Consider the following 24483-nt stretch of genomic DNA (forward strand, 5'->3'; position numbering starts at 1 on the left):
TGGCTCATTCACCTTCTTATGTCAGCCCCTTCGGGACGCGCTACATAAACCTCGAATGACGCACAAACAGGTGCCTGCCGTCCAACATCTGATATCAGCCTGGCTATATCAATCATCGGGCGAAACGTGGAGTTAGGCACCGCCTTATTCAATAACAACGCCGGGTTTAGCCCGGCGTTGTTGTATCTGTACCCTGACCTCAGTTACCCTGCCTTCGAGCCTATTCCATTAGGGCAATCTTTTTTGCCATTTTGGACTTGAGCAGTGCTCGAAATCCTCACGTACTACGTGTACGCTCCGGTTTCTGCGCGCTGTCCGCGTCTAAACTGTCTGTAACGATAACGCCTACTGGAATAGACTCTTACTCTAATAACTAAGGGCGAACCCATTGAAACGCTGGTCTCTTTTCCCCCGCTCGCTGCGCCAGCTGGTGATGCTGTCGTTTCTGTTGATCCTGCTGCCGCTTTTAGTGCTGGCCTGGCAGGCCTGGCAGAGTCTGAATGCGTTAAGTTCGCAGGCTGCCCTGACCAACCGCACGACGCTGATTGATGCGCGTCGCAGCGAAGCAATGACCAACGCCGCCCTGGAAATGGAGCGTAGCTATCGCCAGTACTGCGTGCTGGATGACGCTACGCTTGCGAAGGTGTATCAGGGCCAGCGCAAACGCTACAGCGAAATGCTGGATGCCCATGCGGGTGTTCTGCCGGACGACAAGCTCTATCAGACGCTGCGCCAGGATTTAAACGATCTGGCCGAACTGCGCTGCAAAAATAGCGGGCCGGAAGACAACGCCGCCGCACAGCTGGAAGCGTTCGCTTCCGCCAATACCGACCTGGTTCAGGCCACCCGCACGGTGGTGTTTTCGCGCGGCCAGCAGCTGCAACAGGAAATTGCCGAGCGCGGGCAGTTCTTTGGCTGGCAGGCGCTGGTGCTGTTCCTGGTCAGCCTGACCATGATGGTGCTGTTTACTCGCATGATTATCGGCCCGGTGAAGAACATTCAGCGAATGATTAACCGACTGGGCGAGGGCAAATCGCTCGGCAGTTCGGCGATGCTGACCGGCCCGCGCGAGCTGCAGTCTGTCGGGCAACGTATTGTCTGGCTCAGTGAACGCCTGTCCTGGCTTGAGTCCCAGCGTCATCAGTTTTTACGCCATCTCTCCCACGAATTAAAAACCCCGCTCGCCAGTATGCGCGAGGGGACCGAACTGCTGGCGGATGAAGTTGTCGGGCCGCTCACCTCCGAACAAAAAGAGGTGGTATCGATTCTCGATGACAGCAGCCGCAACCTGCAAAAGCTGATTGAGCAACTGCTTGATTACAACCGCAAACTGGCCGACAGCCCGGTAGAAATGGAAAACGTCGAGTTGGCGCCGCTGATGGAGATGGTGGTCTCCGCCCACAGTTTGCCGGCACGAGCTAAAATGATGCATATCCGCGTTGAACTTGAGGCGGACGAGTGCTGGGCCGAGCCGATGTTGCTGCTGAGCGCGCTGGACAATCTCTACTCCAATGCGGTGCACTACGGCAGTGAATCCGGTACCATTTATCTGCGCAGTCGCCAGCAGGGAAACATGATTTTCCTTGAGGTGATGAACAGCGGGACGCCGATCCCGGATGCGGAACAGACCATGATTTTTGAGCCTTTTTATCAGGGTAGCCATCAACGCAAAGGGGCTGTGAAGGGAAGCGGTTTGGGACTGAGTATTGCCCAGGATTGTATTCGCCGGATGCGAGGTTCTCTGCAGCTGGTTGATGCCCCAGAAGGCAACGTTTGCTTCCGCATTAAGCTCTCCCTTTCAGACACGGATAAACCTATTAAATGAAGCAATGTCTGGTGAAAATGTCCCCTATTTTTCTTTCGTTCCTGGCCGGAGCGTCATGTTTACTGCTGGCCGGGTGTACCCCTTCTCCGCATGCAACGAATGCCAGCGATGAAGACAAGCTGCCTCAGCAACAGGTGGCGGATTTCCTCTCCACCGACTGCATGGATGTCTGGTCGCTGCACGGTGATGCCACTGAGAAAAACCCGCTTTACTGGCTGCGTGGGATGGATTGCGCCGAGCGCCTGTCGCCTGAAATGGCGCGCAGCGAAGCCCGTTTGCATACCGACGACAGCTGGCAGGACGCGTTCCGCCGCGGCATATTGCTCGCCAGCGCCAAAATTAGCCCGCTCGAGCGCCGGGATGCGGTCAGCCGCCTCGACAGCTTTAGCCCGCAGTTTCCATCCCAGGTGCGTCCGCTGTATCAAATCTGGCGCGATGGCCAGGCCTCGCAGCTTCAGCTGTCCGACGAGCGTTCGCGCTACAGCAAACTGCAACAGTCGTCCGATGCCGAGCTCGATATCCTGCGTCAACAGCAGCAGCACCTTCGCAGCCAGCTCGATTTAACCACGCGCAAACTGGAGAATCTGACCGATATCGAACGTCAGCTTTCCAGCCGTAAACCGGCGAGCAGCAACTTTACCCCGGATCCAGGGCATGCGGCTGACCCGTCACCCGCGGTAAAAGACGCCCCGGCAGGAGAGGAAAAACCATGACAGGACGCAAGCCCGCACACCTTTTACTGGTCGATGACGATCCCGGCTTGCTCAAGCTGCTCGGCATGCGTTTGACCAGCGAAGGCTTCTCGGTGGTAACCGCCGAAAGCGGACAGGAAGGGCTGCGCGTGCTGGCGCGTGAGAACGTCGATCTGGTGATAAGCGATCTGCGTATGGATGAAATGGACGGGCTGCAGCTGTTCGCTGAGATCCAGAAAGTGCAGCCAGGGAAGCCGGTGATCATCCTGACCGCCCACGGATCGATTCCTGACGCCGTCACCGCCACGCAAAAGGGTGTGTTCAGCTTCCTGACCAAGCCGGTGGACAAAGACGCGTTGTATAAGGCCATCGATGAAGCGCTGGTGCATACCGCCGCCTCAACGGACGATCAGTGGCGTGAATCGATTGTGACCCGAAGCCCGGTGATGCTGCGTTTGCTGGAGCAGGCGCGAATGGTGGCGCAGTCCGACGTCAGCGTGCTGATTAACGGGCAGAGCGGCACCGGGAAAGAGATTTTCGCCCAGGCCATTCATAATGCCAGCCCGCGCGGAAAGTATCCGTTCATCGCCATAAACTGTGGCGCACTGCCTGAACAGCTGCTGGAGTCTGAGCTGTTCGGTCACGCGCGCGGGGCGTTTACCGGGGCCGTCAGCAATCGCGAAGGCCTGTTCCAGGCCGCGGAGGGCGGCACGCTGTTCCTCGATGAGATAGGCGACATGCCCTCGCCGCTGCAGGTCAAACTGCTGCGCGTGCTGCAAGAGCGTAAGATTCGTCCGCTGGGCAGCAACCGCGATATCGACATTAATGTGCGGATCGTTTCCGCCACCCACCGCGATTTACCGAAGGCGATGGCGCGCGGCGAATTCCGCGAAGATTTGTACTATCGTCTCAACGTTGTCAGCCTGAAAATTCCGTCTCTGGCCGAGCGTACCGAAGATATCCCGCTGCTGGCCAATCATCTGCTACGCCAGTCTGCCGACCGCCATAAGCCGTTCGTGCGGGCATTCTCGACCGATGCGATGAAACGACTGATGACCGCCAACTGGCCGGGCAACGTGCGTCAGTTGGTGAACGTTATTGAGCAGTGCGTGGCGCTCACGTCGTCGCCGGTGATTGGCGATGCGCTGGTGGATCAGGCGCTGGAAGGGGAAAACACCGCGCTGCCGACGTTTGTCGAAGCTCGTAATCAGTTTGAGCTCAACTACCTGCGCAAGCTGCTGCAAATCACCAAAGGTAATGTGACGCACGCCGCGAGAATGGCGGGGCGCAACCGTACCGAATTCTACAAATTACTCTCGCGCCACGAACTCGACGCCAACGATTTTAAAGAGTAGCCCGCTACCCGCTACGACGTTATGATAGGGTAAGCAACCGGTTACGCGGATAAGACAGGAAACCATGAAAAAGATTGATGCGATTATTAAACCCTTCAAACTCGATGATGTGCGTGAAGCGCTGGCGGAAGTCGGTATCACCGGGATGACGGTAACGGAAGTGAAAGGCTTTGGTCGTCAGAAAGGTCACACCGAGCTGTACCGTGGCGCGGAATACATGGTCGATTTTCTGCCGAAAGTGAAAATTGAAATTGTGGTGACTGACGATATCGTCGATACCTGCGTGGATACCATTATCCGCACGGCGCAGACCGGCAAAATTGGCGACGGCAAGATTTTCGTCTTCGACGTCGCACGCGTGATTCGTATCCGTACCGGCGAAGAAGACGACGCGGCAATCTGATTTTTGCGCGTCTCTCCCCGAGACGCGTTACAGCACCTTATGTGGGCCGAAGCATTCATAATGGATGTTGCCCGGCTCCACGCCCAGCGCCACTAACTGCTGTGCGGCAAACTGCATAAAACCGACCGGACCGCAGAGATAAAACTGGGTCGCCGGGTCGCTGAGCAGACCTTCATGTTGGCGTAAATCCATCAGCCCGTCGCTGTCGTACTCGTCATGACTTTCAGGCGCGTTGTACCAGACGTGCGAGGCGAAGCGTGGCAGGGTTGCGCCCAGGGCTTGAACTTCTTTGGCAAACGCGTGGACCGCGCCGTTTTCTGCCGCGTGGAACCAGTTCACCTGCGCCGGATGCGCGCGGTTAGCCAGCGTATCGAGCATCGCCAGCATTGGCGTCTGGCCGACACCGGCGGAAATCAGCGTGACCGGGGCGGTGGCATCCACGGACATAAAGAAGTCACCGGCAGGCGCGGCAAGATAAACGGTATCGCCCACCCGGGCTTGGTCATGCAGCCATTCGGAGACCTGACCGCCGTTTTCGCGCTTCACCGCAATGCGGTAGTTTTTGGCGTTCGGGCTGCGGGTCAGTGAATACTGACGGATTTCCTGATGAGCAAAACCTTCCGGCTTCAGCCACACGCCGAGATATTGGCCCGGCTGATAGTCCGCCACGTCGCCGCCGTCCTGCGGGGCAAACTCAAACGTGGTAATCAGGGCGCTTTGCGGCGTTTTGCTGACTATCTGGAATGCGCGCGTGCCTTCCCATCCACCGATTTTCGCAGCACTTTGCTGATAAATTTCGCCTTCGCGTTTAATGAACACGTCAGCCAGCACGCCGTAGGCTTTGCCCCACGCGTCCAGCACTTCCTGGCCCGGGCTGAATAACTCATCAAGCGTCGCCAGCAGATGGCCGCCAACAATGGCGTACTGTTCTGGCTGGATCTGGAAGCTGGTGTGCTTCTGGGCAATTTTTTCCACCGCGGGCAGCAGGGCGGCCAGGTTTTCAATATTGCTGGCGTAGGCGGCGATGGCGTTGAACAGCGCTTCACGTTGGTCGCCGTTGCGCTGGTTGCTCATGTTGAAGATCTCTTTCAACTCCGGGTTATGAGCAAACATGCGATCGTAAAAATGTGCGGTGAGTTTAGGGCCCGTTTCGACCAGCAGGGGAATGGTGGCTTTCACCGTCGCGATGGTTTGTGCGTCAAGCATGGCTATATCCTTATGCGGTTTCTTCGTCATGTTTCTTAATGATGTATTTCAAATGCATCTTATAAGAATGACCCTATGATGTAAATGGTTCTTTGAAAGGTGAAAAACGTGCATCACAAACCTGAAAAGAAATCAGCTTAAATTGCGCGAGTCTTTATCGCTCAAACCCTTGCGTGGCGGTGAGGTAATCGTTTGCGTAAAATCATTTGTCAAGACCTGTTATCGCAGAACTTATCAGTTATACTGTTGCCCGTTGCCCAAAAGGGCCCCCTTTTTTAGCGGTAAAACTACTGTTAGCTGAGTCAGGAGATGCGGATGTTAAAGCGTGAAATGAACATTGCCGATTATGATGCCGAACTGTGGCAGGCTATGGAGCAGGAAAAAGTACGTCAGGAAGAGCACATCGAACTGATCGCCTCCGAAAACTACACCAGCCCGCGCGTGATGCAGGCGCAGGGTTCTCAGTTAACCAACAAGTACGCTGAAGGTTACCCAGGCAAACGCTATTACGGCGGCTGTGAATATGTTGATATCGTTGAGCAGCTGGCTATCGATCGTGCCAAAGAGCTGTTTGGCGCAGACTACGCCAACGTGCAGCCGCACTCTGGTTCTCAGGCGAACTTCGCGGTGTACACTGCGCTGCTGCAACCGGGCGATACCGTTCTGGGTATGAACCTGGCGCAAGGGGGTCACCTGACTCACGGTTCCCCGGTCAACTTCTCCGGCAAACTGTACAACATCATCCCTTACGGCATTGATGAGTCCGGTAAAATTGACTACGAAGACATGGCGAAGCAGGCGCAGACCCACAAACCGAAGATGATCATCGGCGGCTTCTCTGCTTACTCCGGTGTGGTTGACTGGGCAAAAATGCGTGAAATCGCTGACAGCATCGGCGCATACTTGTTCGTCGACATGGCACACGTTGCCGGTCTGATTGCTGCAGGCGTGTACCCGAACCCGGTTCCCCACGCGCACGTTGTGACCACCACCACCCACAAAACCCTGGCGGGTCCGCGCGGCGGCCTGATCCTGGCGAAAGGCGGTGACGAAGACCTGTACAAGAAATTGAACTCTGCCGTATTCCCAAGCGCGCAGGGCGGCCCGTTGATGCACGTTATCGCTGCGAAAGCCGTTGCGCTGAAAGAAGCGATGGAGCCAGAGTTCAAAGTCTACCAGCAGCAAGTGGCGAAAAATGCCAAAGCGATGGTAGAAGTGTTCCTGAACCGCGGTTACAAAGTGGTATCTGGCGGCACTGAGAACCACCTGTTCCTGCTGGATCTGGTGGATAAAAACCTGACCGGTAAAGAAGCCGATGCCGCACTGGGTCGCGCTAACATCACCGTCAACAAAAACAGCGTACCAAACGATCCGAAGAGCCCGTTTGTGACCTCCGGTATCCGTATCGGTTCTCCGGCTGTGACTCGCCGCGGCTTCAAAGAAGCTGAAGTGAAAGAGCTGGCTGGCTGGATGTGTGACGTGCTGGACAACATCAATGATGAAGCCGTCATCGAATGCATTAAAGGTAAAGTGCTGGATATCTGCGCCCGTTTCCCGGTTTACGCGTAAGTTATCGCAGTAACAACAAAGGCCGCTGATGCGGCCTTTTTTAATGGGGAAGATTCAGTGTCGGTCAATCGATATCGCAGCGGGGCCAACTATCGCCAGCAATAAAAATCCACCGGCGATACTGATGTTCTTATAAAAGTTAATCATGTTCGGCAGTGCTAAAAATGTTAGAAGCTTGTTAAGGCCACTTGCCAGCCGTTGCGTTTGCCGCCAGACTAGCGCCACCATTAGGGAGGGAATCATGGTCTTGCATTCCACGCGCTGGCTGGCGCTCAGTTATTTTACCTACTTTTTTAGCTACGGCATTTTCTTACCTTTCTGGAGCGTATGGCTGGCTGGAACGGGCCTGACGCCGGAAACCATCGGCTTGCTGCTCGGTGCGGGTCTGGTGGCGCGCTTCCTCGGCAGCCTGCTGATTGCGCCTCGGGTCAGCGACCCGTCACGGTTAATCCGCGCGTTACGCATTCTGGCGTTGCTGTCGCTGTTGTTCGTGCTCGCCTTCTGGGCGGGCACCAAAGTGGCGTGGCTGATGGCGATGATGGTGGGCTTCAACCTGTTCTTCTCGCCGCTGGTTCCGCTGACGGATGCGCTGGCCAACACCTGGCAAAAGCAGATAACCATGGACTACGGTCGCGTGCGTCTGTGGGGATCGATTGCCTTCGTGATTGGCTCGGCGTTGACCGGCAAACTAGTGAGCTTGTTCGACTATCACGCGATCCTGGCGCTGCTCAGTATCGGCATTGCCTCCATGCTGATAGGCATGATGATCACCCCGTCGATTCAGCCGCAGGGTGAAATCCGGCATCATGAGGAAAGCGCAGGCTGGCCCGCGTGGCGATCTCTGGTGTCGCAAAGCTGGCGTTTTCTGGCCTGCGTGTGTCTGTTACAGGGTGCGCATGCGGCGTATTACGGCTTCAGCGCCATTTACTGGCAGGGGGCGGGGTATTCCGCCTCGGCAGTGGGCTATTTGTGGTCACTGGGCGTTGTGGCGGAAGTGGTGCTTTTCGCGGTCAGCAAGAAAGTGTTCCGCCGTTTCGGCGCAAGGGATTTACTGCTGCTTTCGGCATTCTGCGGGTTGATCCGCTGGGGCATCATGGGCTGGACGACGGAATTGCCGTGGCTCATCGTTGCGCAAATCCTGCACTGTGGCACCTTCACCGTTTGTCATCTGGCCGCGATGCGCTACATTTCCGCCCGTCAGGGTAGCGAAGTGATTCGTCTGCAGGCGGTCTATTCCGCCGTCGCGATGGGCGGCAGTATCGCCATCATGACCGTCTTCGCCGGATTCCTGTATCAGCATCTGCACCAGGGCGTGTTCTGGGTGATGGCGCTGCTGGCGATCCCCGCGATGTTTATCCGACCGAAAGTGACCGCTCAGCCTGGTGCTTCCAGCATCTGACAAATATGCTGCCGCTGCCGCTCGCTGAGCGGCTCTCCAGCGTGTATCAGCGGCGGGGAAAACAGCGGCAGGGCGAGCGTATAGGGTGTGACGATCAGCGCCACGCCTTTCGGGGCGCCATCTTTCTCGAAAGCGTGCAGCGTCTGGTATTTGATGTTCAGCGGCAGCAACGTCAGTTCGCGCAGCTGCTGCTCGATTTCCTGTTCAAGCTGCGGGTTGTCTCCGGTCAGCAGCACCACCTGTTTTTCTTGCAGGTCACTTTCCTGCATCAGCCACGCCCCAAAAATCACCGCAATCAGGCCCATCTCCTCATCAGAAATACGCAACGCGTAGTGCGCTTCAAACTCGGTCAGCGCCTGTTGAGTGGTGCGCATCAGGCGCGGATAAAGGCGCTGCACCTCTTCCGGCAGGCTGTTATCAATCCCGACGCCGTACAGGCAGCGGTTAATCGCCTGCGCCAGATGCACATACAGCTGGTCGCGCAGCCCGCGACGGTCGCTGAACTGTCGCCCGGAAAGCTGCTGGAAGCGGTCAATCAGCTGGTTAATACTGCGATAGAGCCGAACTTCCTGAGTGTGATGGTCACGTTTCGGGTCCGGCACTTTCAGCATCATAAACAGCATGGCGAGAAACAGGTGCTCATCAGGATGGGCATTCTTCAGGGTCCGGCGCTGCCAGTGGCGGGCAATTTCCGCCGCCACCTGATACTCAGCGCTGGCCTGCGCCCATTTGCGCTGCCCGTCGTTAAACACCGGGGACTGCTGCGGCTGCTGTTGCAGCAGGCAATATTTCAGATACAGGCTGAGAAAGGCGGCATCGCGGCTGTCGAACTGGCGCTGCAGATTTTGCCCGCAGCGATTGACCAGCGCCCGAAGGTTGGTATCGTCATACAGGATCCGCGAGATACCCGATTGTTTAAGCTGCGTTTTGAGCGATGGGGTAAACTGCCCGTGAATAAACCCTGGGCACAGCCGCAGGGCACGGCGCAGCCAGTGGATCAGGCATAAGCGCTGGTCAAGTGTGGTGCCTTCAATCCGGTAGCTGCCGTCTGCAAGCGTCACGATGTTGAGTCGGTGATAGCGCTGGATGACGTGACATATTTCGGCGATATCCTGGCGGGCGACAGCGTCATCAACGTTGTTCACCCGGCGTATCGCCTCCGGCGTCACGGACTGCCCTGGCAGATACAGCATCAGCAGGATCTGGCAGCGGCGCTGTGGACTGGAAAGCACAGATGGCGGTTCAAGCACGGTCATCATCTGTCAGGTTCCAGAAAGGTTTTTGATAAGAATAGCTAAAGGATGACGGCGTGAAAGCCAGACGGGACGCCTTTGCGCAAGGATTGCTGGGGTCGGTCACAGTATTTTTCACTGAGGATGCAATGACGAGAGTGAAACCGGGCATGGTTCTGGCTTTTGGCGCGCTTTTATCGTGGCAGGTGTCAGCGCACCCGCACAGTTTTATCAGCATGCAAAGCCAGCTGGTGGCAAGCGGCGGGCAGTTGACCGCCATTAATATGCGTTGGACGATGGATGAACTCACCTCCGCCGATTTGCTCTATGACGCGGGTAACGCTAAGCCGGGGGATGAGGTCTGGAAACGGCTGGCGGCGGAAGTGATGGCCAATGTTCTTGGGCAGCACTATTTCACCGAGTTCTGGCACGGTAAGCAGAAGGTGAAATTTGAAAATCGCCCGACGTCTTACGGGCTTTCCCGTGAAGGGCATAAAGCGGTTCTGACGTTTACGCTACCACTCGCCACACCGCAGCCGCTCGCCGGGCAGACATACCAGTTCTCCACCTTTGATCCGACCTATTTTGTCGATATGCACTACGACAAAGATGCTTTCGTCTCGCTGCCCGCCGATGCGCCAAAAGGCTGCAAGCTCAGCCTGCACACACCGAAACCTAATGAAGATTTGACGGCCTATGCGCTATCGCTCGATAAGGCCGATGCGCCGCCCGAGGACATGGATTTAGGTAAACAGTTTGCTCAACAGGTGACGCTGACATGTCCGTAATCTTTCCGGTAGCCAGGCGCTCGCGCCCCTGGCTACAACTTTGGCCGCTGGTGCTGTTTCTGATTGTGGCCCTGGCGGGCGGGGCCTGGCTTTGGCACGCCTGGCCGCAGGTATTGTTGAAAAGCATTATCTGGCAGCGGGAGCTTAATCAGCAGATGAGCGGCCTGTTGCAGGCGGTGGCAGAAAATCCGACCCAAGCGGGCGGATCGCTGCTGGCGTTCAGTTTTATCTACGGCGTACTGCACGCGCTCGGGCCGGGCCACGGAAAAGTGGTCATCACCACCTGGCTTGCAACGCATCCATCGAAGCTTAAATCGAGCATTGGTCTGACGCTAATGGCGTCTTTATTGCAAGGGCTGGTGGCGATTGCACTGGTGGTTGTGGTGCTGACGCTGCTGGCGTTGCCTGCGCGCCAGTTGCATCTCAGCAGTTTCTGGCTGGAGAAGGGCAGCTATGCACTGGTCGGCGTGCTGGGATTATTGTTGTGCTGGCGGGCGCTGAAAAAGCTGCGTCAGATTTTACGCAAACCGACGTTTACCGCCTTTGCGCCGCATCATGAACATCACGCCCACTGTGGCTGCGGGCATCAGCATCTGCCTGACCCGAAACAAATGGAGAGCGGCAACGACTGGCGCGCGCGGCTGGTCATTGTGCTGTCGATGGGGATGCGGCCCTGTTCCGGGGCGATTATGGTGCTGCTGTTCAGTAAGGTGATTGGGGTATTTAGCTGGGGCGTAGCGTCTGCGCTGGCGATGGCGGCGGGTACATCGATAACCATTTCATCCCTGGCGCTGCTGGTACACAGTTTCCGTCAGCTGGCGGTGCGTTTGAGCGGCAATCGTGCGCCGGTCATGTGGCGGCAAATTGGCTGGACGACGCTGGCATTTGCGGGGGGCGCGGTTTTGGTGGTCGCGGCGGTGGTGATGTGGCTGAGTGCGGTGCCGGAGGGCAGGGGATTAAGGCCGTTTTGAGATTGCCGGATGGCGCTGCGCTGATCCGGCCTACGAGTCGCGTAGGCCCGGTAAGCGCGAGCGCCACCGGGCTTAACAAACCGAATTAACGCTTCAGCGCTTCGCTCAGTTCGTCACGCATGCTCGCCAGCATCGCTTTCACGACGCGTGGGTTACCGGCCACGATGTTACCGGTAGACATGAAGTTATGACCGCCAGTGAAATCACAGACCAGCGCACCGGCTTCACGTGCAATCAGCTCGCCCGCCGCGAAATCCCACGGCTTCAGGCCCAGTTCGAAGTAACCGTCAACGCGGCCCGCAGCCACATAGGCCAGGTCCAGTGCAGCGGAACCGGAGCGGCGGAAGTCAGCGCATTCGGTGAACAGTTTACCCAGAATATTCATATAAGCCGGCGCGTGCTGCTTCGCTTTGAACGGGAAGCCGGTCGCCAGAATGGTGCCGTCCAGATCGCGGGCGTTAGTGCCACGCAGGCGGTAGCCGTTCAGCTGTGCGCCCTGACCGCGGGTAGCCGTGAACAGTTCGTTACGCATTGGATCGTAAACCACAGCCACTTCAGTACGGCCTTTGATGCGTACGGCGATGGATACAGAGAAATGAGGAAGACGTTTTACGAAGTTGGTGGTGCCATCCAGTGGATCGATAACCCATTGAACATCCTGATCTTCGCCTGCTACTTCGCCAGACTCTTCGGCGATAATAGTGTGCTGCGGGTAAGATTTACGGATAGTTTCGATAATAATCGCTTCTGCGGCTTTATCGACATTCGTCACGAAGTCATTGCTGCCTTTCTGGCTGGTTTCTACGGAATCTGGGGTCTCGTAGTGCTTGGCAATAACATTACCCGCCTTGCGCGCTGCGCGCACGGCGATGGTCAACATAGGATGTTGCATCGGTCACTCTCACTGGATGTTAAAGAACGGGAAAAACGGCGCACATCATAGCAGCGAATTCGGTTTCTGTCTTCGCTTTATGATAATATGGATGAATAATCTTTAGCCGAAGAATGACAATGCTGCAAAATATTCGAATCGTACTGGTAGAAACTTCCCACACTGGCAACATGGGCTCCGTGGCCCGCGCGATGAAAACCATGGGGTTAACTAACCTCTGGCTGGTCAATCCGCTGGTGAAGCCTGACTCTCAGGCCATCGCTCTGGCTGCCGGTGCCAGCGATGTAATTGGCAACGCGCAAATCGTCGATACCCTTGATGACGCGCTGGCTGGCTGTAGCCTGGTTGTTGGCACCAGCGCCCGTTCCCGTACGCTGCCGTGGCCGATGCTCGACCCGCGTGAATGTGGGCTGAAAAGCGTGGGCGAAGCCGCTGAGGCACCGGTCGCACTGGTATTTGGCCGCGAACGCGTGGGCCTGACCAACGATGAACTGCAAAAGTGCCACTATCACGTCGCGATTGCTGCGAACCCAGAATACAGCTCGCTGAACCTGGCGATGGCGGTGCAGGTGATTGCCTACGAAGTGCGTATGGCGTGGCTGGCCGCTCAGGAAAAAGGCGAAAGCGTCACAGCGGAAGACGAAGTGGCTTATCCGCTGGTCGACGATCTGGAACGTTTCTACGGTCATCTCGAACAAACCCTGCTGTCGACCGGTTTTATCCGCGCCGACCATCCGGGGCAGGTAATGAACAAACTGCGTCGTCTGTTTACCCGTGCGCGCCCGGAAAGCCAGGAGTTGAACATCCTGCGTGGCATTTTGGCGTCGATTGAACAGAAGAATAAATAGCCGTGATCGTTGCCCGGTGGCGCTGCGCTGACCCGGCCTACGGTTCGAGTTTGTAGGCCTGTTAAGCGCAGCGGCACCCGACAAAATACGGCTGAAAACCGAGAGCGCACGGAAGGTTAAATACTTGACTAAAACAGTCAGGTAAATAGTTGACTGTTTTAGTCGGGAATGTCAGACTTGCCCCCTGCTATGCAATACATACATTTTAATAACAACCCCGGGCAGGGGCGAGTTTGAGGTTAAGTAAGACATGAGACTGACATCTAAAGGGCGTTATGCCGTGACCGCGATGCTGGACGTTGCGCTCAACTCCGAATCGGGCCCGGTTCCGTTGGCCGATATTTCTGAACGTCAGGGAATTTCACTTTCCTACCTGGAACAGCTGTTCTCCCGCCTGCGTAAAAATGGACTGGTGTCCAGCGTACGTGGCCCGGGCGGCGGTTATCTTCTGGGTAAAGAAGCCGGTAGCATCGCCGTTGGCGAAGTGATCAGCGCAGTCGATGAATCCGTAGACGCGACCCGTTGTCAGGGTAAAGGCGGCTGCCAGGGCGGCGATAAATGCCTGACCCACGCGCTGTGGCGCGATCTGAGCGATCGCCTGACCGGTTTCCTGAATAACATCACCCTGGGTGAGCTGGTGAATAACCAGGAAGTGCTGGACGTCTCTGACCGTCAGCACACGCAAGAGTCCCATCGTAGTACCCGCGGTCAAGACTCAATCGACGTCAAACTGCGCGCATAATAATAGAATTTCAGAATCAGGCCGGGGCGCTAAGCCCCGTCAACACGGTCGTACATCCAGCCGGTTGCCTGGTTCATTGCATTGAGTGATGTACGGAGTTTAAGAGCAATGAAATTACCGATTTATCTCGACTACTCCGCAACCACGCCGGTGGACCCGCGTGTTGCCGAGAAGATGATGCAGTGCCTTACCCTGGACGGAAACTTTGGTAACCCGGCTTCCCGTTCACACCGTTTTGGCTGGCATGCTGAAGAGGCGGTCGATATCGCCCGTAATCAGATTGCAGAGCTGGTGGGCGCTGACCCACGCGAAATCGTCTTTACCTCTGGTGCGACCGAATCTGACAACCTGGCAATTAAAGGTGCGGCCAACTTCTACCAGAAAAAAGGCAAGCACGTCATCACCAGCAAAACCGAACATAAAGCGGTTCTCGACACCTGTCGTCAGCTGGAGCGTGAAGGGTTTGAAGTGACTTACCTCGCCCCGCAGCGCAACGGTATTATTGACCTGAAAGAACTCGAAGCGGCGATGCGTGATGACACCGTCCTCGTTTCCATCATGCACGTGAATAACGAAATCGGCGTGGTGCAGGATATCGCGACTATCGGCGAACTGTGCCGTTCACGCGGTATTATCTACCACGTTGATGCGACCCAGAGCGTGGGCAAACTGCCTATCGATCTGAGCCAGCTGAAAGTTGACCTGATGTCCTTCTCCGGTCACAAAATCTACGGCCCGAAAGGCATCGGCGCGCTGTACGTGCGTCGTAAACCGCGTATTCGTATCGAAGCGCAGATCCACGGCGGCGGTCACGAGCGCGGTATGCGTTCCGGTACTCTGCCTGTGCACCAGATTGTGGGCATGGGTGAAGCGTATCGCATTGCCAAAGAAGAGATGGAAACCGAGATGGCGCGTCTGCGCACTCTGCGTAACCGTCTGTGGGAAGGCGTAAAAGACATGGAAGAGGTTTACCTGAACGGTGACCTCGAGCAGGGCGTGCCAAACATTCTCAACGTCAGCTTTAACTACGTTGAAGGCGAGTCACTGATCATGGCCCTGAAAGACCTGGCCGTGTCTTCCGGTTCTGCCTGTACGTCTGCGAGCCTTGAGCCGTCTTACGTACTGCGTGCGCTGGGCATGACTGACGAGCTGGCACACAGCTCCATCCGTTTCTCTTTAGGTCGTTTTACTACCGAAGAAGAGATCGACTACACCATCGCGCTGGTACAGAAATCCATCGGTCGTCTGCGTGAACTCTCTCCACTGTGGGATATGTTCAAGCAGGGCGTGGATATCAACAGCATCGAATGGTCGCATCACTAATCGGAACCCCATAAGGAGAATTCATCATGGCTTACAGCGAAAAAGTTATCGATCATTACGAGAATCCACGCAACGTCGGCTCGTTTGACAACAGCGACGACAGCGTCGGCAGCGGCATGGTCGGCGCACCGGCCTGCGGCGACGTGATGAAGTTGCAGATTAAAGTCAACAATGAAGGTATCATTGAGGACGCGCGCTTCAAGACCTACGGCTGCGGTTCTGCTATCGCATCCAGCTCCCTCGTGACCGAGTGGGTGAAGGGGAAATCCCTGGATGAAGCACAGGCTATCAAGAACACCGATATTGCCGAAGAACTCGAACTGCCACCGGTGAAAATTCACTGCTCTATCCTGGCAGAAGACGCGATCAAAGCCGCCATTGCGGACTATAAAAGCAAACGTGAAGCTAAATAAGATCTGAGGTTTTTTATGTCGATAACCCTAAGCGACAGCGCTGCTGCACGAGTCAGTTCCTTCCTGTCCAACCGTGGCAAAGGCTTCGGTCTGCGTCTGGGCGTGCGGACTTCCGGGTGCTCTGGTATGGCCTACGTGCTGGAATTTGTCGATCAACCGGACGCCGAAGACACGGTGTTTGAAGACAAAGGCGTGAAGGTTGTGGTCGATGGCAAAAGCCTGCAGTTCCTCAACGGCACTGAACTGGACTTCGTAAAAGAAGGCCTCAACGAAGGGTTTAAATTTACCAACCCGAACGTTAAAGATGAGTGCGGTTGCGGCGAAAGCTTCCACGTTTAATCACGCGTAAGATAACCCCACGGTAGCCACGCTACTTGTGGGGTTTGCTTTTTCAGAGATAGCTATGGACTACTTCACTCTCTTTGGCCTGCCTGCCTCTTATCACCTCGATAGCCAGCAGCTCGCTACGCGCTTTCAGGATTTACAGCGTCAGTTCCATCCGGACAAATTCGCCAGCCACTCTTCCGCCGACCAGCTTGCGTCGGTGCAGCAATCCGCGACCATTAATCAGGCGTGGCAAACTTTGCGCCACCCGCTGATGCGCGCGGAATATCTGCTGTCACTGCACGGTTTTGATTTAGCGAGCGAGCAGCACACGGTGCGCGACACGGCGTTTCTGATGGAACAACTGGAACTGCGTGAAGAGCTCGATGAGATTGATCGTGCCAAAGACAGCGAGCGTCTGGACGCGTTTATGCGTCGCGTGAAAGGCATGTTTGACACGCGCCATCAGCAGATGGTCGCGGAACTCGATAATGAAACGTGGGACAGCGCGGCGGATACCGTGCGTAAACTGCGTTTTCTCGATAAACTGCGCAGCTCAGCAGAACAACTCGAAGAAAAGCTCTTCTTACTCTAAATCATTCGGGTTGCAACAAGGCGGCAACGCAGTTGCGGCATGAATGATGACGAGTAATTGATTTTGGAAGCTTAATGACTATGGCCTTATTACAAATCAGTGAGCCTGGCCTGAGTGCCGCGCCGCACCAGCGTCGTCTGGCGGCGGGCATCGACTTAGGCACCACCAATTCACTGGTCGCTACTGTGCGTAGCGGTCAGGCTGAAACATTGGCCGATAGCCAGGGCCGCCATCTGCTGCCCTCGGTCGTGCATTACCAGGCGCAGGGACATGACGTGGGCTACGACGCACGCACCAATGCCGCGCTGGATCCGGTCAACACCATCAGCTCAGTAAAACGTCTGATGGGCCGCTCGCTTGCCGATGTGCAGGCGCGCTATCCGCATCTGCCCTATCAGCTCCAGGCCAGTGAAAATGGCCTGCCGATGCTGGCGACCAACGCCGGTTTGCTGAACCCAATTCGTATCTCCGCGGATATCCTTAAAGCCCTGTCTGCCCGTGCGACCGAAACGCTGGAAGGCGAACTCGATGGCGTGGTGATCACCGTTCCGGCTTATTTCGATGACGCACAGCGTCAGGGCACCAAAGACGCCGCGCGTCTGGCGGGCCTGCACGTACTGCGTTTGCTGAATGAGCCGACGGCTGCGGCCATCGCCTACGGTCTGGACTCCGGTCAGGAAGGCGTCATTGCCGTTTACGATCTCGGCGGCGGGACCTTTGATATTTCTATTCTGCGTCTCAGCCGTGGCGTGTTCGAAGTTCTGGCAACCGGCGGCGATTCCGCCCTCGGCGGCGACGACTTCGACCACCTGCTGGCAGATTTCATCCGTGAACAGGCGGGGATTGCCGACCGTTCCGATAACCGTGTACAGCGCGAACTGTTAGACGCTGCGATTGCCGCCAAAATTGCCCTCAGCGATGCCGACCGCGTTCGCGTTGACGTGGCTGGCTGGCAGGGCGACATCACCCGCGAGCAGTTCAACGAGCTGATATCTGCGCTGGTGAAACGCACGCTGCTGGCCTGTCGTCGCGCGTTGAAAGATGCGGGCGTCGAAGACGTTAAAGACGTGGTCATGGTGGGCGGTTCAACCCGCGTGCCGTTAGTGCGTGAACGCGTCGGCGAATTCTTTGGCCGCGCGCCGCTGACCTCTATCGACCCGGATAAAGTGGTCGCCATTGGCGCAGCGATTCAGGCTGATATTCTGGTCGGGAACAAGCCGGACAGCGAAATGCTACTGCTGGACGTTATCCCGCTGTCGCTGGGTCTCGAGACCATGGGCGGCCTGGTGGAGAAAGTCATCCCGCGTAACACCACCATTCCGGTGGCGCGTGCGCAGGAGTTCACCACCTTTAAAGACGGCCAGACCGCGATGTCCATCCACGTGATGCAGGGCGAGCGCGAGCTGGTGCAGGATTGCCGTTCTCTGGCGCGTTTTGCGCTGCGCGGTATTCCGGCGATGCCAGCTGGCGGGGCGCATATTCGCGTCACCTTCCAGGTCGATGCCGACGGTCTGCTGAGCGTCACGGCGATGGAAAAATCCACCGGCGTGGAAGCCTCTATTCAGGTGAAACCGTCTTATGGTCTGAGCGATAACGAAATCGCCACCATGATCAAAGACTCGATGAGTTTCGCCGAACATGACGTCCAGGCGCGCATGCTTGCTGAGCAAAAAGTAGAAGCGGCTCGCGTGCTGGAAAGTCTGAACAGCGCACTGGCAGCCGATGCCGCGCTGCTTACCGTTGAAGAACGCCAGGCAATTGACGACGGTGTTTCTGTTCTGCAGAAAGCCGCCGTTGGCGATGATGCCGATGCCATAAAAGAAGCCATTAAAAATATCGACACACAAACCCAGGAATTTGCCGCACGCCGTATGGATCAGTCGGTCCGTAAAGCGCTGAAAGGCCAGTCCGTGGACGAGGTTTAATATGCCAAAGATTGTTTTTCTGCCACATCAGGATCTCTGTCCGGATGGCGCAGTTCTGGAAGCGAAAAGCGGTGAAACCATTCTGGACGTTGCCCTGCGCAACGGGATCGAGATTGAACACGCCTGTGAAAAATCCTGTGCCTGCACGACCTGCCACTGCGTGGTTCGTGAAGGCTTCGATTCGCTGCCGGAAAGTACCGAAGACGAAGATGACATGCTCGACAAAGCCTGGGGTCTGGAGCCGGAAAGCCGCTTAAGCTGTCAGGCGCGCGTCACCGATGAAGATCTGGTGGTCGAGATGCCACGTTACACTATCAACCACGCACGCGAGCACTGATTATGGCGCTGAAATGGACCGACAGCCGTGAAATCGGCGAAGCATTGTACGATGCGTATCCGGACACTGATCCGAAAACTGTCCGCTTCACAGATATGCATCAGTGGATTTGCGCTCTGGAAGATTTTGAGGATGATCCCAACGCATCCAATGAAAAAATTCTCGAGGCGATTCTGTTAGTTTGGTTAGACGAAGCAGAGTGATTCATCTAACGGGCTGCCTCTGGCGGCCCGTTTGCTCAATAAGGATAAGACAATGACCGAAGCGATGAAGATTACGCTGTCGACCCAGCCTGCCGATGCGCGCTGGGGCGAAAAAGCCACTTACAGCATTAACAACGACGGCATCACCCTGCACCTGAACGGCAAAGATGATGCCGGTTTGATTCAGCGTGCGGCGCGTAAAATTGACGGCATGGGCATTAAGCATGTTGCGCTGGCGGGCGATGACTGGGATACCGAGCGCAGCTGGGCTTTCTGGGCCGGTTACAAAGGACCGAAAGGCAGCCGTAACGTCGACTGGGCGGCACTGGATGACGCGCAGAAAAGCGAACTCGATAACCGTCTGGCGATCGTTGACTGGGTACGCGATACCATCAACGCGTCTGCCGAAGAACTCGGCCCAGAGCAGCTGGCCGCGCGTGCGGTTGACCTGCTGTGCCGCTTTGGCTGTGACAACGTGCATTACCGCATCACCAAAGGCGAAGATCTGCGCGAGCAGGGTTACATGGGAATCCACACCGTGGGCCGCGGTTCCGACCGTCCGCCGGTGCTGCTGGCGCTGGATTACAACCCAACCGGCGACGCGAATGCACCGGTTTACGCCTGCCTCGTGGGCAAAGGCATTACCTTTGATACCGGCGGTTACAGCCTTAAGCAAAGCGCGTTCATGGACTCCATGAAGTCCGACATGGGCGGCGCGGCACTGGTGACTGGTGCACTGGCATTCGCCATTACCCGTGGCCTGAACAAACGCGTGAAACTGTATCTTTGCTGTGCAGACAACATGGTCAGCGGGAATGCATTTAAACTGGGCGACATCATTAGTTATCGCAACGGCAAAAAAGTCGAAGTGATGAATACCGACGCCGAAGGCCGTCTGGTGCTGGCTGATGGTCTGATCGACGCCTGTGCGCAGAAGCCAGAGCTGATTATCGATGCGGCGACCCTGACCGGTGCGGCGAAAACGGCGCTGGGTAACGACTACCACGCGCTGTTCAGCTTCGATGACAAACTGGCTGCACGCCTGATGGCTAGCGCGGCGGCGGAAAACGAGCCGTTCTGGCGTCTGCCGCTGGCGGAATTCCACCGCAATCAGCTGCCGTCAAACTTTGCTGAGCTGAACAATACCTCCAGCGCGGCATTCCCGGCGGGTGCCAGCACCGCGGCAGGCTTCCTGTCTCATTTCGTGGAAAACTATCACGAAGGCTGGCTGCACATTGACTGCTCCGCGACCTACCGTAAATCTGCCGTTGAGCAGTGGGCGGCAGGCGCAACCGGTCTGGGCGTGCGCACCCTCGCGAATCTGTTGACCGCAGAGTAATCGTCATGCCCGGCGGCGCTGCGCTTGCACGGGCCTACGAATTTCGTTGTCCGGGTGGCGCTGCGCTTGTGCGGGCATACGGATTTTGTAGGCCTGGTGGTGATGCGCTTGCACGGGCATACGGATTTTGTAGGCCTGGTGGTGATGCGCTTGCACGGGCATACGGATTTTGTAGGCCGGGTAAGCGCAGCGCCACCCGGCGTTTTTTAAAGTAGTGAGCTTATGTCCGAACAAAAAAACGAATTAGAAACTTTACTGGAACAGGCGGCGACCGAGCCTGCACACCGTCCGGCTTTCTTCCGCGCACTGCTTGACGCCACGGTCTGGGTACCAGGCACGGCGGCGGAAGGCGAGCAGGTGGTGGAAGACAGCGCGCTGGATATCCAGCACTGGGAAAAAGACGACGGTACGTCGGTGGTTCCGTTCTTCAGCTCGCTTGAAGCCCTGCAGCAGGCGGTCACTGACGAACAGGCCTTTGTGGTTATGCCGGTACGTACGCTGTTCGAAATGACCCTCGGCGAGACGCTGTTCCTCAATGCCAAACTGCCAACCGGGAAAGAATTCACCCCGCGTGAAATCAGCCATTTGATGGGCGAAGAAGGCAATCCGCTGAGCACTCAAACGGTACTGGAAGGCGGCGCATCGCTGCTGCTGTCCGAAGTGACCGAGCCGCCAGCTCAGATGGTAGATTCCCTGACCACGCTCTTTAAATCGCTCAAAACCGTCAAGCGCGCGTTTCTGTGTTCCATTAAAGAACATGCGGAGGAGCAGCCAAACCTGCTGATTGGTATTGAAGTTGAAGGCGATGATATCGAGGCGGTGATTCAGGCGACGGGCAGCGTGGCAACAGACACTTTGCCGGGCGACGAGCCGATTGATATTTGTCAGGTGGTCGAAGGCGAGAAGGGCATCAGCCACTTTATGCTGGCGCACATCACGCCGTTCTACGAGAAACGCTGGGGCAGCTTCCTGCGCGATTTTAAACAGAACCGGATTATCTGATGCACTCGGGGTGAGCTTTCACCCCGTGGCTTCCAGCAACAGCAAATCCATCAGTAACACCAGATTCGACTCAAACGACGTCACGCCTGCGGCTTCGGCAGCGTAATGCACCGCCTCGTCATACAGCGCGAAATGCAGGTCAGCCATACCCGCCAGGGTATTGGCCGATGCGCGGGTAAAAGCAACCACCGTCATGCCAATCGTTTGGGCGATCCGCGCTTTATCCAGCACCTGTTCCGTTTCACCGCTGCGGGAAACCGCGATAAACACCTGATAACGCGCGGCGTTGCTCAGAAAAATATTCCGGCTATCGCCTGGCCCTGAAATAAACGCCGTCTTGCCCAACACCTGCAATTTTTTGGTCAGATACTCGGCGAACAGATAAGAGAACCCGGCCCCATACAGAAAAAAGCTCTCTTTTTGGCGCAATAAGGCTGAAAACTGCTGCCGTTTCTCTTCCGTTACCCACTGAAAAGTCTGCTGATAGTTGGCGATAAATTGATTAAAGAGGGCCGGCAGCTGCGGCAAACTCTCAGCCTGCGGCGCAATGTGCGGCGTGTCTGAAAGCAGCTGCTTACAGTGCCAGATAAATTCGCTAAAACCGCTGAACCCCAGTTTTTGGCACAAGCGCATGATGGTCGCGGTGGAGACAAACGTCGCCTGCGCCAGCTCGCGCACCGTAATATTTCCCACCAGCAGCGGGTGCTCCGTTAGATGGGCCAACACGCGGTATTCCGCGCGGGTCATTGAAGCCCCGCGCGTTAAGAGCGTCGCCAGACGGTTATCCATTATGGGGTGGGTTCAACCGGCAGGTCGTCCCGGGCGCCCCATTCACTCCAGGCACCGTCATACAGGGTGACGTCGGTGACGCCTAATGTGGCGAGGGCCAGAATCACCACGCACGCCGTCACGCCGGAACCACAGCTGGCGATAATCGGCTGGTGTAAATCCACACCCTGACGCTCGAAAATAGCGCGCAGTTCGTCGGTGGTTTTCAGCTCGCCTTCAAAAACAAGATCGCCCCACGGCACGTTTCGGGCACCAGGAATATGGCCGCGTTTCAGGCCGGGTCGCGGTTCGTCAGCCTGAGCGTTAAAGCGTGGCGCAGGTCGGGCATCGACAATTTGCGCGGTGTTTTCATGGCTGACCACCAGCACATCGGTCAGACGTTTCACCGCGCTGGCATCAAACGTGGCCTCAAATTCACCTTCCGGCAGTGAGACATCGCCCTGTTGCAACGGCAACTCATCACGCTGCCAGCCCGCAAGACCCCCAGCCAGAATCGAGACCTGCTCAACGCCGAAATTCTTCAGCATCCACCAGGCGCGCGGGGCGGAGAAGAGGTTGCCCTCATCGTAAATAACCAGATGTTTATCACGGTGCACGCCAAGCTCACGCATCGCCACTGCAAACGCTTCTGGACGCGGCATCATGTGCGGCAGGGGAGAGGTATGATCGGAGAGGGCTTCAATATCGAAAAATACCGCCCCCGGCAGATGCCCGGCGCGGTATTCAGCGGCAACATCACGATGCTCCTGACCTGGCGGGGCCATACGCGCATCAAGGATCAGGACGTTCGGATCGTCGCTATGTTCAATCAGCCAGTCGGTTGCGACAAAATATGAAGTGGACATGTTTGCCTCCGTATTTATACAGAAAAGCGGATTGTCGGTGTTTTTTCTGACACCGACAAGCAAACCCCGTTCAACTCGCGAGCGACGCCCTATTTTTTATCCCTTCGCCATCCTGCCAGGCTTTTTGCAATGCGGGCCAGTAATCACGGTTGGCTTCAATCATCTCATCAAGAATCGCTTTTGCGTGTTCCATGGTTGGCACGGTGCGATTGAGCGTAAAGGCTTGCAGGGCTTTTTCGTAGTTCCCTTCAATGGTGGCTTCAACCAGTAGTTGCTCGGAGGCGAGTTGCTGTTGCAGCAGCGTCTGATGGAACAACGGTACCTGGCCGACCCGCACCGGTTCTGGCCCTTCCGAGGTGATATAGGCCGGAACTTCCACCACCGCGTCGTAAGGCAGGTTGACGATTGCCCCACGGTTTTCAACCATCACCAGATGACGTTGGCGCAGGTTGAAGGCGAGTGACCGGGCCACATCGACAATAAACTCACCGTGCACGCCGACGTGGAATGCGTCGGACAAGATACCGGTGCGTTTATACTCTTCCGCTGCGGCGAACAGCTTTTTCTCCCGTCCGTTCATCACTTCATTGGCGCGGGTGTAGTCCGGGTTCTGATGCTCAACAATCTGGTTCGGCATCAGGTAATACTGCAGATACGGATTCGGCAGATACTCCGGGAAGTTATCCATGATCGGCTTAATGTTGCGCCAGGTTTTCACCCACGACGGATCGGAATGTTGCGGATCGGTTTTGGCCGCGTCTTCCGTCAGTAACCCATATTTCGCGATATGACGACGCAGTTCAGGCAGTTTGTCCTCGCCGTCGACCAGGACGCGGGTGAACCAGCCAAAGTGATTCAACCCGAAATAGTCCACTTCCAGTTTGTGACGATCGACCCCGAGGATTGCGCCCATATTGCGCATGGCGGCGACCGGCATATCGCAAATGTTCAGCACCCGAGCGTTAGGGCGCAGACGACGTACGCCTTCAGCGACAATCGCGGCCGGGTTGGAATAGTTGACGATCCACGCTTTTTCGTGAGCATAACGATCAACCAGATCGATAAGCTCCACCATGGGCAGGATCGTGCGCAGCCCATACGCCAGCCCGCCAGGGCCACAGGTTTCTTGTCCGACCACGCCGTGGCGCAGGGGGATCTTCTCGTCCTGCTCGCGCATTTTGTACTGACCGACGCGCATTTGAGCGAAAACAAAATGCGCGCCGCTAAAGGCCACTTCCGGATCGCTCGTCACTGTGAATTTGATGTCCTGGCTGTGATCGCGAATCACTTTCTCGACCACCGGCGCGATGGTGTCCTGCCGCGCGGCATCAATGTCGTACAGACGAATTTCCGCGAGGGGGAAATCCTGCAAACGCACCATCAGGCTTTTGACAATCCCGGGTGTGTAGGTGCTGCCGCCACCGGCAATGGAGAGAATAAAAGGGGGTTTAAACATCATTTGCTCC

At 56.5% G+C, this 24483-nt stretch carries 25 protein-coding genes and 1 pseudogene; 19 read left to right on the forward strand and 7 right to left on the reverse strand.

The features are described 5' to 3' along the window. Window positions 1–388: 388 nt before the first annotated feature. From qseE to glnB, 4 genes are all read left to right on the forward strand, one after another. Window positions 389–1825: a two component system sensor histidine kinase QseE/GlrK gene (gene qseE / locus A8O29_RS06060; RefSeq protein WP_168713893.1), complete on the forward strand. Its 1437-nt coding sequence runs from the start codon at window positions 389–391 to the stop codon at window positions 1823–1825. After that, window positions 1822–2538 carry a two-component system QseEF-associated lipoprotein QseG gene (gene qseG / locus A8O29_RS06065; RefSeq protein ID WP_125355252.1) on the forward strand — a complete coding sequence of 239 codons (717 nt, stop codon included), beginning with the start codon at window positions 1822–1824 and terminating at the stop codon, window positions 2536–2538. Before qseE ends, qseG begins: the two co-directional genes overlap by 4 nt. Then, complete coding sequence (gene glrR / locus A8O29_RS06070; protein ID WP_110508879.1) at window positions 2535–3872, forward strand: two-component system response regulator GlrR; 1338 nt, start codon at window positions 2535–2537, stop codon at window positions 3870–3872. The genes qseG and glrR overlap by 4 nt, the downstream gene beginning before the upstream one ends. A gap of 64 nt (window positions 3873–3936) precedes the next feature. Continuing rightward, window positions 3937–4275 carry a nitrogen regulatory protein P-II gene (gene glnB, locus A8O29_RS06075; protein WP_002914032.1) on the forward strand — a complete coding sequence of 113 codons (339 nt, stop codon included), beginning with the start codon at window positions 3937–3939 and terminating at the stop codon, window positions 4273–4275. A 27-nt stretch (window positions 4276–4302) separates the two neighbouring features. Here the strand turns inward: glnB and hmpA are convergent, their stop codons facing one another. Continuing rightward, window positions 4303–5481, reverse strand: coding sequence for an NO-inducible flavohemoprotein (gene hmpA, locus A8O29_RS06080; RefSeq protein WP_125355251.1), 1179 nt, complete (start codon window positions 5479–5481; stop codon window positions 4303–4305). Between the two features lie 315 nt (window positions 5482–5796). On the opposite strand from hmpA, the gene glyA reads away from it, so the two are divergent. Then, window positions 5797–7050: a serine hydroxymethyltransferase gene (gene glyA / locus A8O29_RS06085; RefSeq protein WP_125355250.1), complete on the forward strand. Its 1254-nt coding sequence runs from the start codon at window positions 5797–5799 to the stop codon at window positions 7048–7050. A gap of 54 nt (window positions 7051–7104) precedes the next feature. On the opposite strand, the pseudogene A8O29_RS06090 reads toward glyA, so the two are convergent. Then, a pseudogene (locus tag A8O29_RS06090) lies at window positions 7105–7206 on the reverse strand (DoxX family protein); the annotation flags it as partial. Between the two features lie 85 nt (window positions 7207–7291). Between A8O29_RS06090 and A8O29_RS06095 the strand changes: the two are divergent. Further along, window positions 7292–8449 carry a 3-phenylpropionate MFS transporter gene (locus A8O29_RS06095; protein ID WP_125355249.1) on the forward strand — a complete coding sequence of 386 codons (1158 nt, stop codon included), beginning with the start codon at window positions 7292–7294 and terminating at the stop codon, window positions 8447–8449. On the opposite strand, the gene csiE is transcribed toward A8O29_RS06095, so the two are convergent. Next, the gene (gene csiE / locus A8O29_RS06100) at window positions 8425–9708 is read right to left on the reverse strand and encodes a stationary phase inducible protein CsiE (protein WP_125355248.1); all 1284 of its coding nucleotides are present in this window, start codon (window positions 9706–9708) and stop codon (window positions 8425–8427) included. The genes A8O29_RS06095 and csiE overlap by 25 nt on opposite strands. Before the next feature lie 122 nt (window positions 9709–9830). Between csiE and A8O29_RS06105 the strand changes: the two genes are divergently transcribed. Both A8O29_RS06105 and A8O29_RS06110 read left to right on the forward strand, forming a co-directional pair. Next, window positions 9831–10469, forward strand: coding sequence for a DUF1007 family protein (locus tag A8O29_RS06105; RefSeq protein ID WP_125355247.1), 639 nt, complete (start codon window positions 9831–9833; stop codon window positions 10467–10469). Further along, window positions 10460–11440 (forward strand): nickel/cobalt transporter, encoded by a 981-nt coding sequence (locus A8O29_RS06110; protein WP_125355246.1) that lies wholly within the window; start codon window positions 10460–10462, stop codon window positions 11438–11440. Before A8O29_RS06105 ends, A8O29_RS06110 begins: the two co-directional genes overlap by 10 nt. A gap of 85 nt (window positions 11441–11525) precedes the next feature. Here the strand turns inward: A8O29_RS06110 and suhB are convergent, their stop codons facing one another. Further along, window positions 11526–12332, reverse strand: a complete 807-nt coding sequence (suhB, locus tag A8O29_RS06115; protein WP_110508899.1) for an inositol-1-monophosphatase — start codon at window positions 12330–12332, stop codon at window positions 11526–11528. A 119-nt stretch (window positions 12333–12451) separates the two neighbouring features. Here suhB and trmJ point away from each other — a divergent pair, with 119 nt between their 5' ends. The 11 genes from trmJ to sseB all read left to right on the forward strand — a co-directional run bounded on the left by trmJ (window position 12452) and on the right by sseB (window position 21383). Beyond that, on the forward strand, window positions 12452–13180 hold the full coding sequence (gene trmJ / locus A8O29_RS06120; RefSeq protein WP_125355245.1) for a tRNA (cytosine(32)/uridine(32)-2'-O)-methyltransferase TrmJ: 729 nt from the start codon (window positions 12452–12454) through the stop codon (window positions 13178–13180). 250 nt (window positions 13181–13430) lie between these two features. Then, the gene (gene iscR / locus A8O29_RS06125) at window positions 13431–13922 is read left to right on the forward strand and encodes a Fe-S cluster assembly transcriptional regulator IscR (protein WP_125355244.1); all 492 of its coding nucleotides are present in this window, start codon (window positions 13431–13433) and stop codon (window positions 13920–13922) included. Window positions 13923–14030: 108 nt separating this feature from the next. Further along, on the forward strand, window positions 14031–15245 hold the full coding sequence (locus A8O29_RS06130; protein ID WP_110508905.1) for an IscS subfamily cysteine desulfurase: 1215 nt from the start codon (window positions 14031–14033) through the stop codon (window positions 15243–15245). Between the two features lie 26 nt (window positions 15246–15271). Further along, window positions 15272–15658: a Fe-S cluster assembly scaffold IscU gene (gene iscU / locus A8O29_RS06135; RefSeq protein ID WP_015703172.1), complete on the forward strand. Its 387-nt coding sequence runs from the start codon at window positions 15272–15274 to the stop codon at window positions 15656–15658. 15 nt (window positions 15659–15673) lie between these two features. Then, entirely contained in the window at window positions 15674–15997 is a 324-nt protein-coding gene (gene iscA, locus A8O29_RS06140) for an iron-sulfur cluster assembly protein IscA (RefSeq protein WP_110508907.1), read from the forward strand. 64 nt (window positions 15998–16061) lie between these two features. After that, window positions 16062–16577 (forward strand): co-chaperone HscB, encoded by a 516-nt coding sequence (gene hscB / locus A8O29_RS06145; RefSeq protein WP_125355243.1) that lies wholly within the window; start codon window positions 16062–16064, stop codon window positions 16575–16577. Window positions 16578–16657: 80 nt separating this feature from the next. Beyond that, a complete protein-coding gene (hscA, locus tag A8O29_RS06150) occupies window positions 16658–18502 on the forward strand; it encodes a Fe-S protein assembly chaperone HscA (protein ID WP_125355266.1) in 1845 nt (614 codons plus the stop codon). A gap of 1 nt (window position 18503) precedes the next feature. Next, window positions 18504–18839 carry an ISC system 2Fe-2S type ferredoxin gene (gene fdx, locus A8O29_RS06155; protein ID WP_110508913.1) on the forward strand — a complete coding sequence of 112 codons (336 nt, stop codon included), beginning with the start codon at window positions 18504–18506 and terminating at the stop codon, window positions 18837–18839. Between the two features lie 2 nt (window positions 18840–18841). After that, complete coding sequence (iscX, locus tag A8O29_RS06160) at window positions 18842–19042, forward strand: Fe-S cluster assembly protein IscX (protein WP_110508915.1); 201 nt, start codon at window positions 18842–18844, stop codon at window positions 19040–19042. 52 nt (window positions 19043–19094) lie between these two features. Then, a complete protein-coding gene (gene pepB, locus A8O29_RS06165; protein ID WP_125355242.1) occupies window positions 19095–20381 on the forward strand; it encodes an aminopeptidase PepB in 1287 nt (428 codons plus the stop codon). A 222-nt stretch (window positions 20382–20603) separates the two neighbouring features. Further along, entirely contained in the window at window positions 20604–21383 is a 780-nt protein-coding gene (gene sseB, locus A8O29_RS06170) for an enhanced serine sensitivity protein SseB (protein WP_125354184.1), read from the forward strand. Window positions 21384–21401: 18 nt separating this feature from the next. Here the strand turns inward: sseB and A8O29_RS06175 are convergent, their stop codons facing one another. The 3 genes from A8O29_RS06175 to A8O29_RS06185 form a co-directional block, all read right to left on the reverse strand. Continuing rightward, window positions 21402–22172 carry a MurR/RpiR family transcriptional regulator gene (locus tag A8O29_RS06175; RefSeq protein WP_125354185.1) on the reverse strand — a complete coding sequence of 257 codons (771 nt, stop codon included), beginning with the start codon at window positions 22170–22172 and terminating at the stop codon, window positions 21402–21404. Further along, window positions 22172–23017 carry a 3-mercaptopyruvate sulfurtransferase gene (gene sseA, locus A8O29_RS06180; RefSeq protein WP_125354186.1) on the reverse strand — a complete coding sequence of 282 codons (846 nt, stop codon included), beginning with the start codon at window positions 23015–23017 and terminating at the stop codon, window positions 22172–22174. The genes A8O29_RS06175 and sseA overlap by 1 nt, the downstream gene beginning before the upstream one ends. Window positions 23018–23087: 70 nt before the next feature. After that, the gene (locus tag A8O29_RS06185; protein WP_125354187.1) at window positions 23088–24473 is read right to left on the reverse strand and encodes a 6-phospho-alpha-glucosidase; all 1386 of its coding nucleotides are present in this window, start codon (window positions 24471–24473) and stop codon (window positions 23088–23090) included. Window positions 24474–24483 lie beyond the last annotated feature (10 nt).

This window comes from Scandinavium goeteborgense (assembly GCF_003935895.2).
Lineage (GTDB): Bacteria > Pseudomonadota > Gammaproteobacteria > Enterobacterales > Enterobacteriaceae > Scandinavium > Scandinavium goeteborgense.

Excerpts from the sequence above, each read along its gene's own strand:
- qseG (WP_125355252.1), top strand. The coding sequence starts at position 1,822 with ATGAAGCAATGTCTGGTGAAAATGTCCCCTATTTTTCTTTCGTTCCTG.
- glrR (WP_110508879.1), top strand. The coding sequence starts at position 2,535 with ATGACAGGACGCAAGCCCGCACACCTTTTACTGGTCGATGACGATCCC.
- glnB (WP_002914032.1), top strand. The coding sequence starts at position 3,937 with ATGAAAAAGATTGATGCGATTATTAAACCCTTCAAACTCGATGATGTG.
- hmpA (WP_125355251.1), bottom strand. The coding sequence starts at position 5,481 with ATGCTTGACGCACAAACCATCGCGACGGTGAAAGCCACCATTCCCCTG.
- glyA (WP_125355250.1), top strand. The coding sequence starts at position 5,797 with ATGTTAAAGCGTGAAATGAACATTGCCGATTATGATGCCGAACTGTGG.
- A8O29_RS06095 (WP_125355249.1), top strand. The coding sequence starts at position 7,292 with ATGGTCTTGCATTCCACGCGCTGGCTGGCGCTCAGTTATTTTACCTAC.
- csiE (WP_125355248.1), bottom strand. The coding sequence starts at position 9,708 with ATGATGACCGTGCTTGAACCGCCATCTGTGCTTTCCAGTCCACAGCGC.
- A8O29_RS06105 (WP_125355247.1), top strand. The coding sequence starts at position 9,831 with ATGACGAGAGTGAAACCGGGCATGGTTCTGGCTTTTGGCGCGCTTTTA.
- A8O29_RS06110 (WP_125355246.1), top strand. The coding sequence starts at position 10,460 with ATGTCCGTAATCTTTCCGGTAGCCAGGCGCTCGCGCCCCTGGCTACAA.
- suhB (WP_110508899.1), bottom strand. The coding sequence starts at position 12,332 with ATGCAACATCCTATGTTGACCATCGCCGTGCGCGCAGCGCGCAAGGCG.
- trmJ (WP_125355245.1), top strand. The coding sequence starts at position 12,452 with ATGCTGCAAAATATTCGAATCGTACTGGTAGAAACTTCCCACACTGGC.
- iscR (WP_125355244.1), top strand. The coding sequence starts at position 13,431 with ATGAGACTGACATCTAAAGGGCGTTATGCCGTGACCGCGATGCTGGAC.
- A8O29_RS06130 (WP_110508905.1), top strand. The coding sequence starts at position 14,031 with ATGAAATTACCGATTTATCTCGACTACTCCGCAACCACGCCGGTGGAC.
- iscU (WP_015703172.1), top strand. The coding sequence starts at position 15,272 with ATGGCTTACAGCGAAAAAGTTATCGATCATTACGAGAATCCACGCAAC.
- iscA (WP_110508907.1), top strand. The coding sequence starts at position 15,674 with ATGTCGATAACCCTAAGCGACAGCGCTGCTGCACGAGTCAGTTCCTTC.
- hscB (WP_125355243.1), top strand. The coding sequence starts at position 16,062 with ATGGACTACTTCACTCTCTTTGGCCTGCCTGCCTCTTATCACCTCGAT.
- hscA (WP_125355266.1), top strand. The coding sequence starts at position 16,658 with ATGGCCTTATTACAAATCAGTGAGCCTGGCCTGAGTGCCGCGCCGCAC.
- fdx (WP_110508913.1), top strand. The coding sequence starts at position 18,504 with ATGCCAAAGATTGTTTTTCTGCCACATCAGGATCTCTGTCCGGATGGC.
- iscX (WP_110508915.1), top strand. The coding sequence starts at position 18,842 with ATGGCGCTGAAATGGACCGACAGCCGTGAAATCGGCGAAGCATTGTAC.
- pepB (WP_125355242.1), top strand. The coding sequence starts at position 19,095 with ATGACCGAAGCGATGAAGATTACGCTGTCGACCCAGCCTGCCGATGCG.
- sseB (WP_125354184.1), top strand. The coding sequence starts at position 20,604 with ATGTCCGAACAAAAAAACGAATTAGAAACTTTACTGGAACAGGCGGCG.
- A8O29_RS06175 (WP_125354185.1), bottom strand. The coding sequence starts at position 22,172 with ATGGATAACCGTCTGGCGACGCTCTTAACGCGCGGGGCTTCAATGACC.
- sseA (WP_125354186.1), bottom strand. The coding sequence starts at position 23,017 with ATGTCCACTTCATATTTTGTCGCAACCGACTGGCTGATTGAACATAGC.
- A8O29_RS06185 (WP_125354187.1), bottom strand. The coding sequence starts at position 24,473 with ATGTTTAAACCCCCTTTTATTCTCTCCATTGCCGGTGGCGGCAGCACC.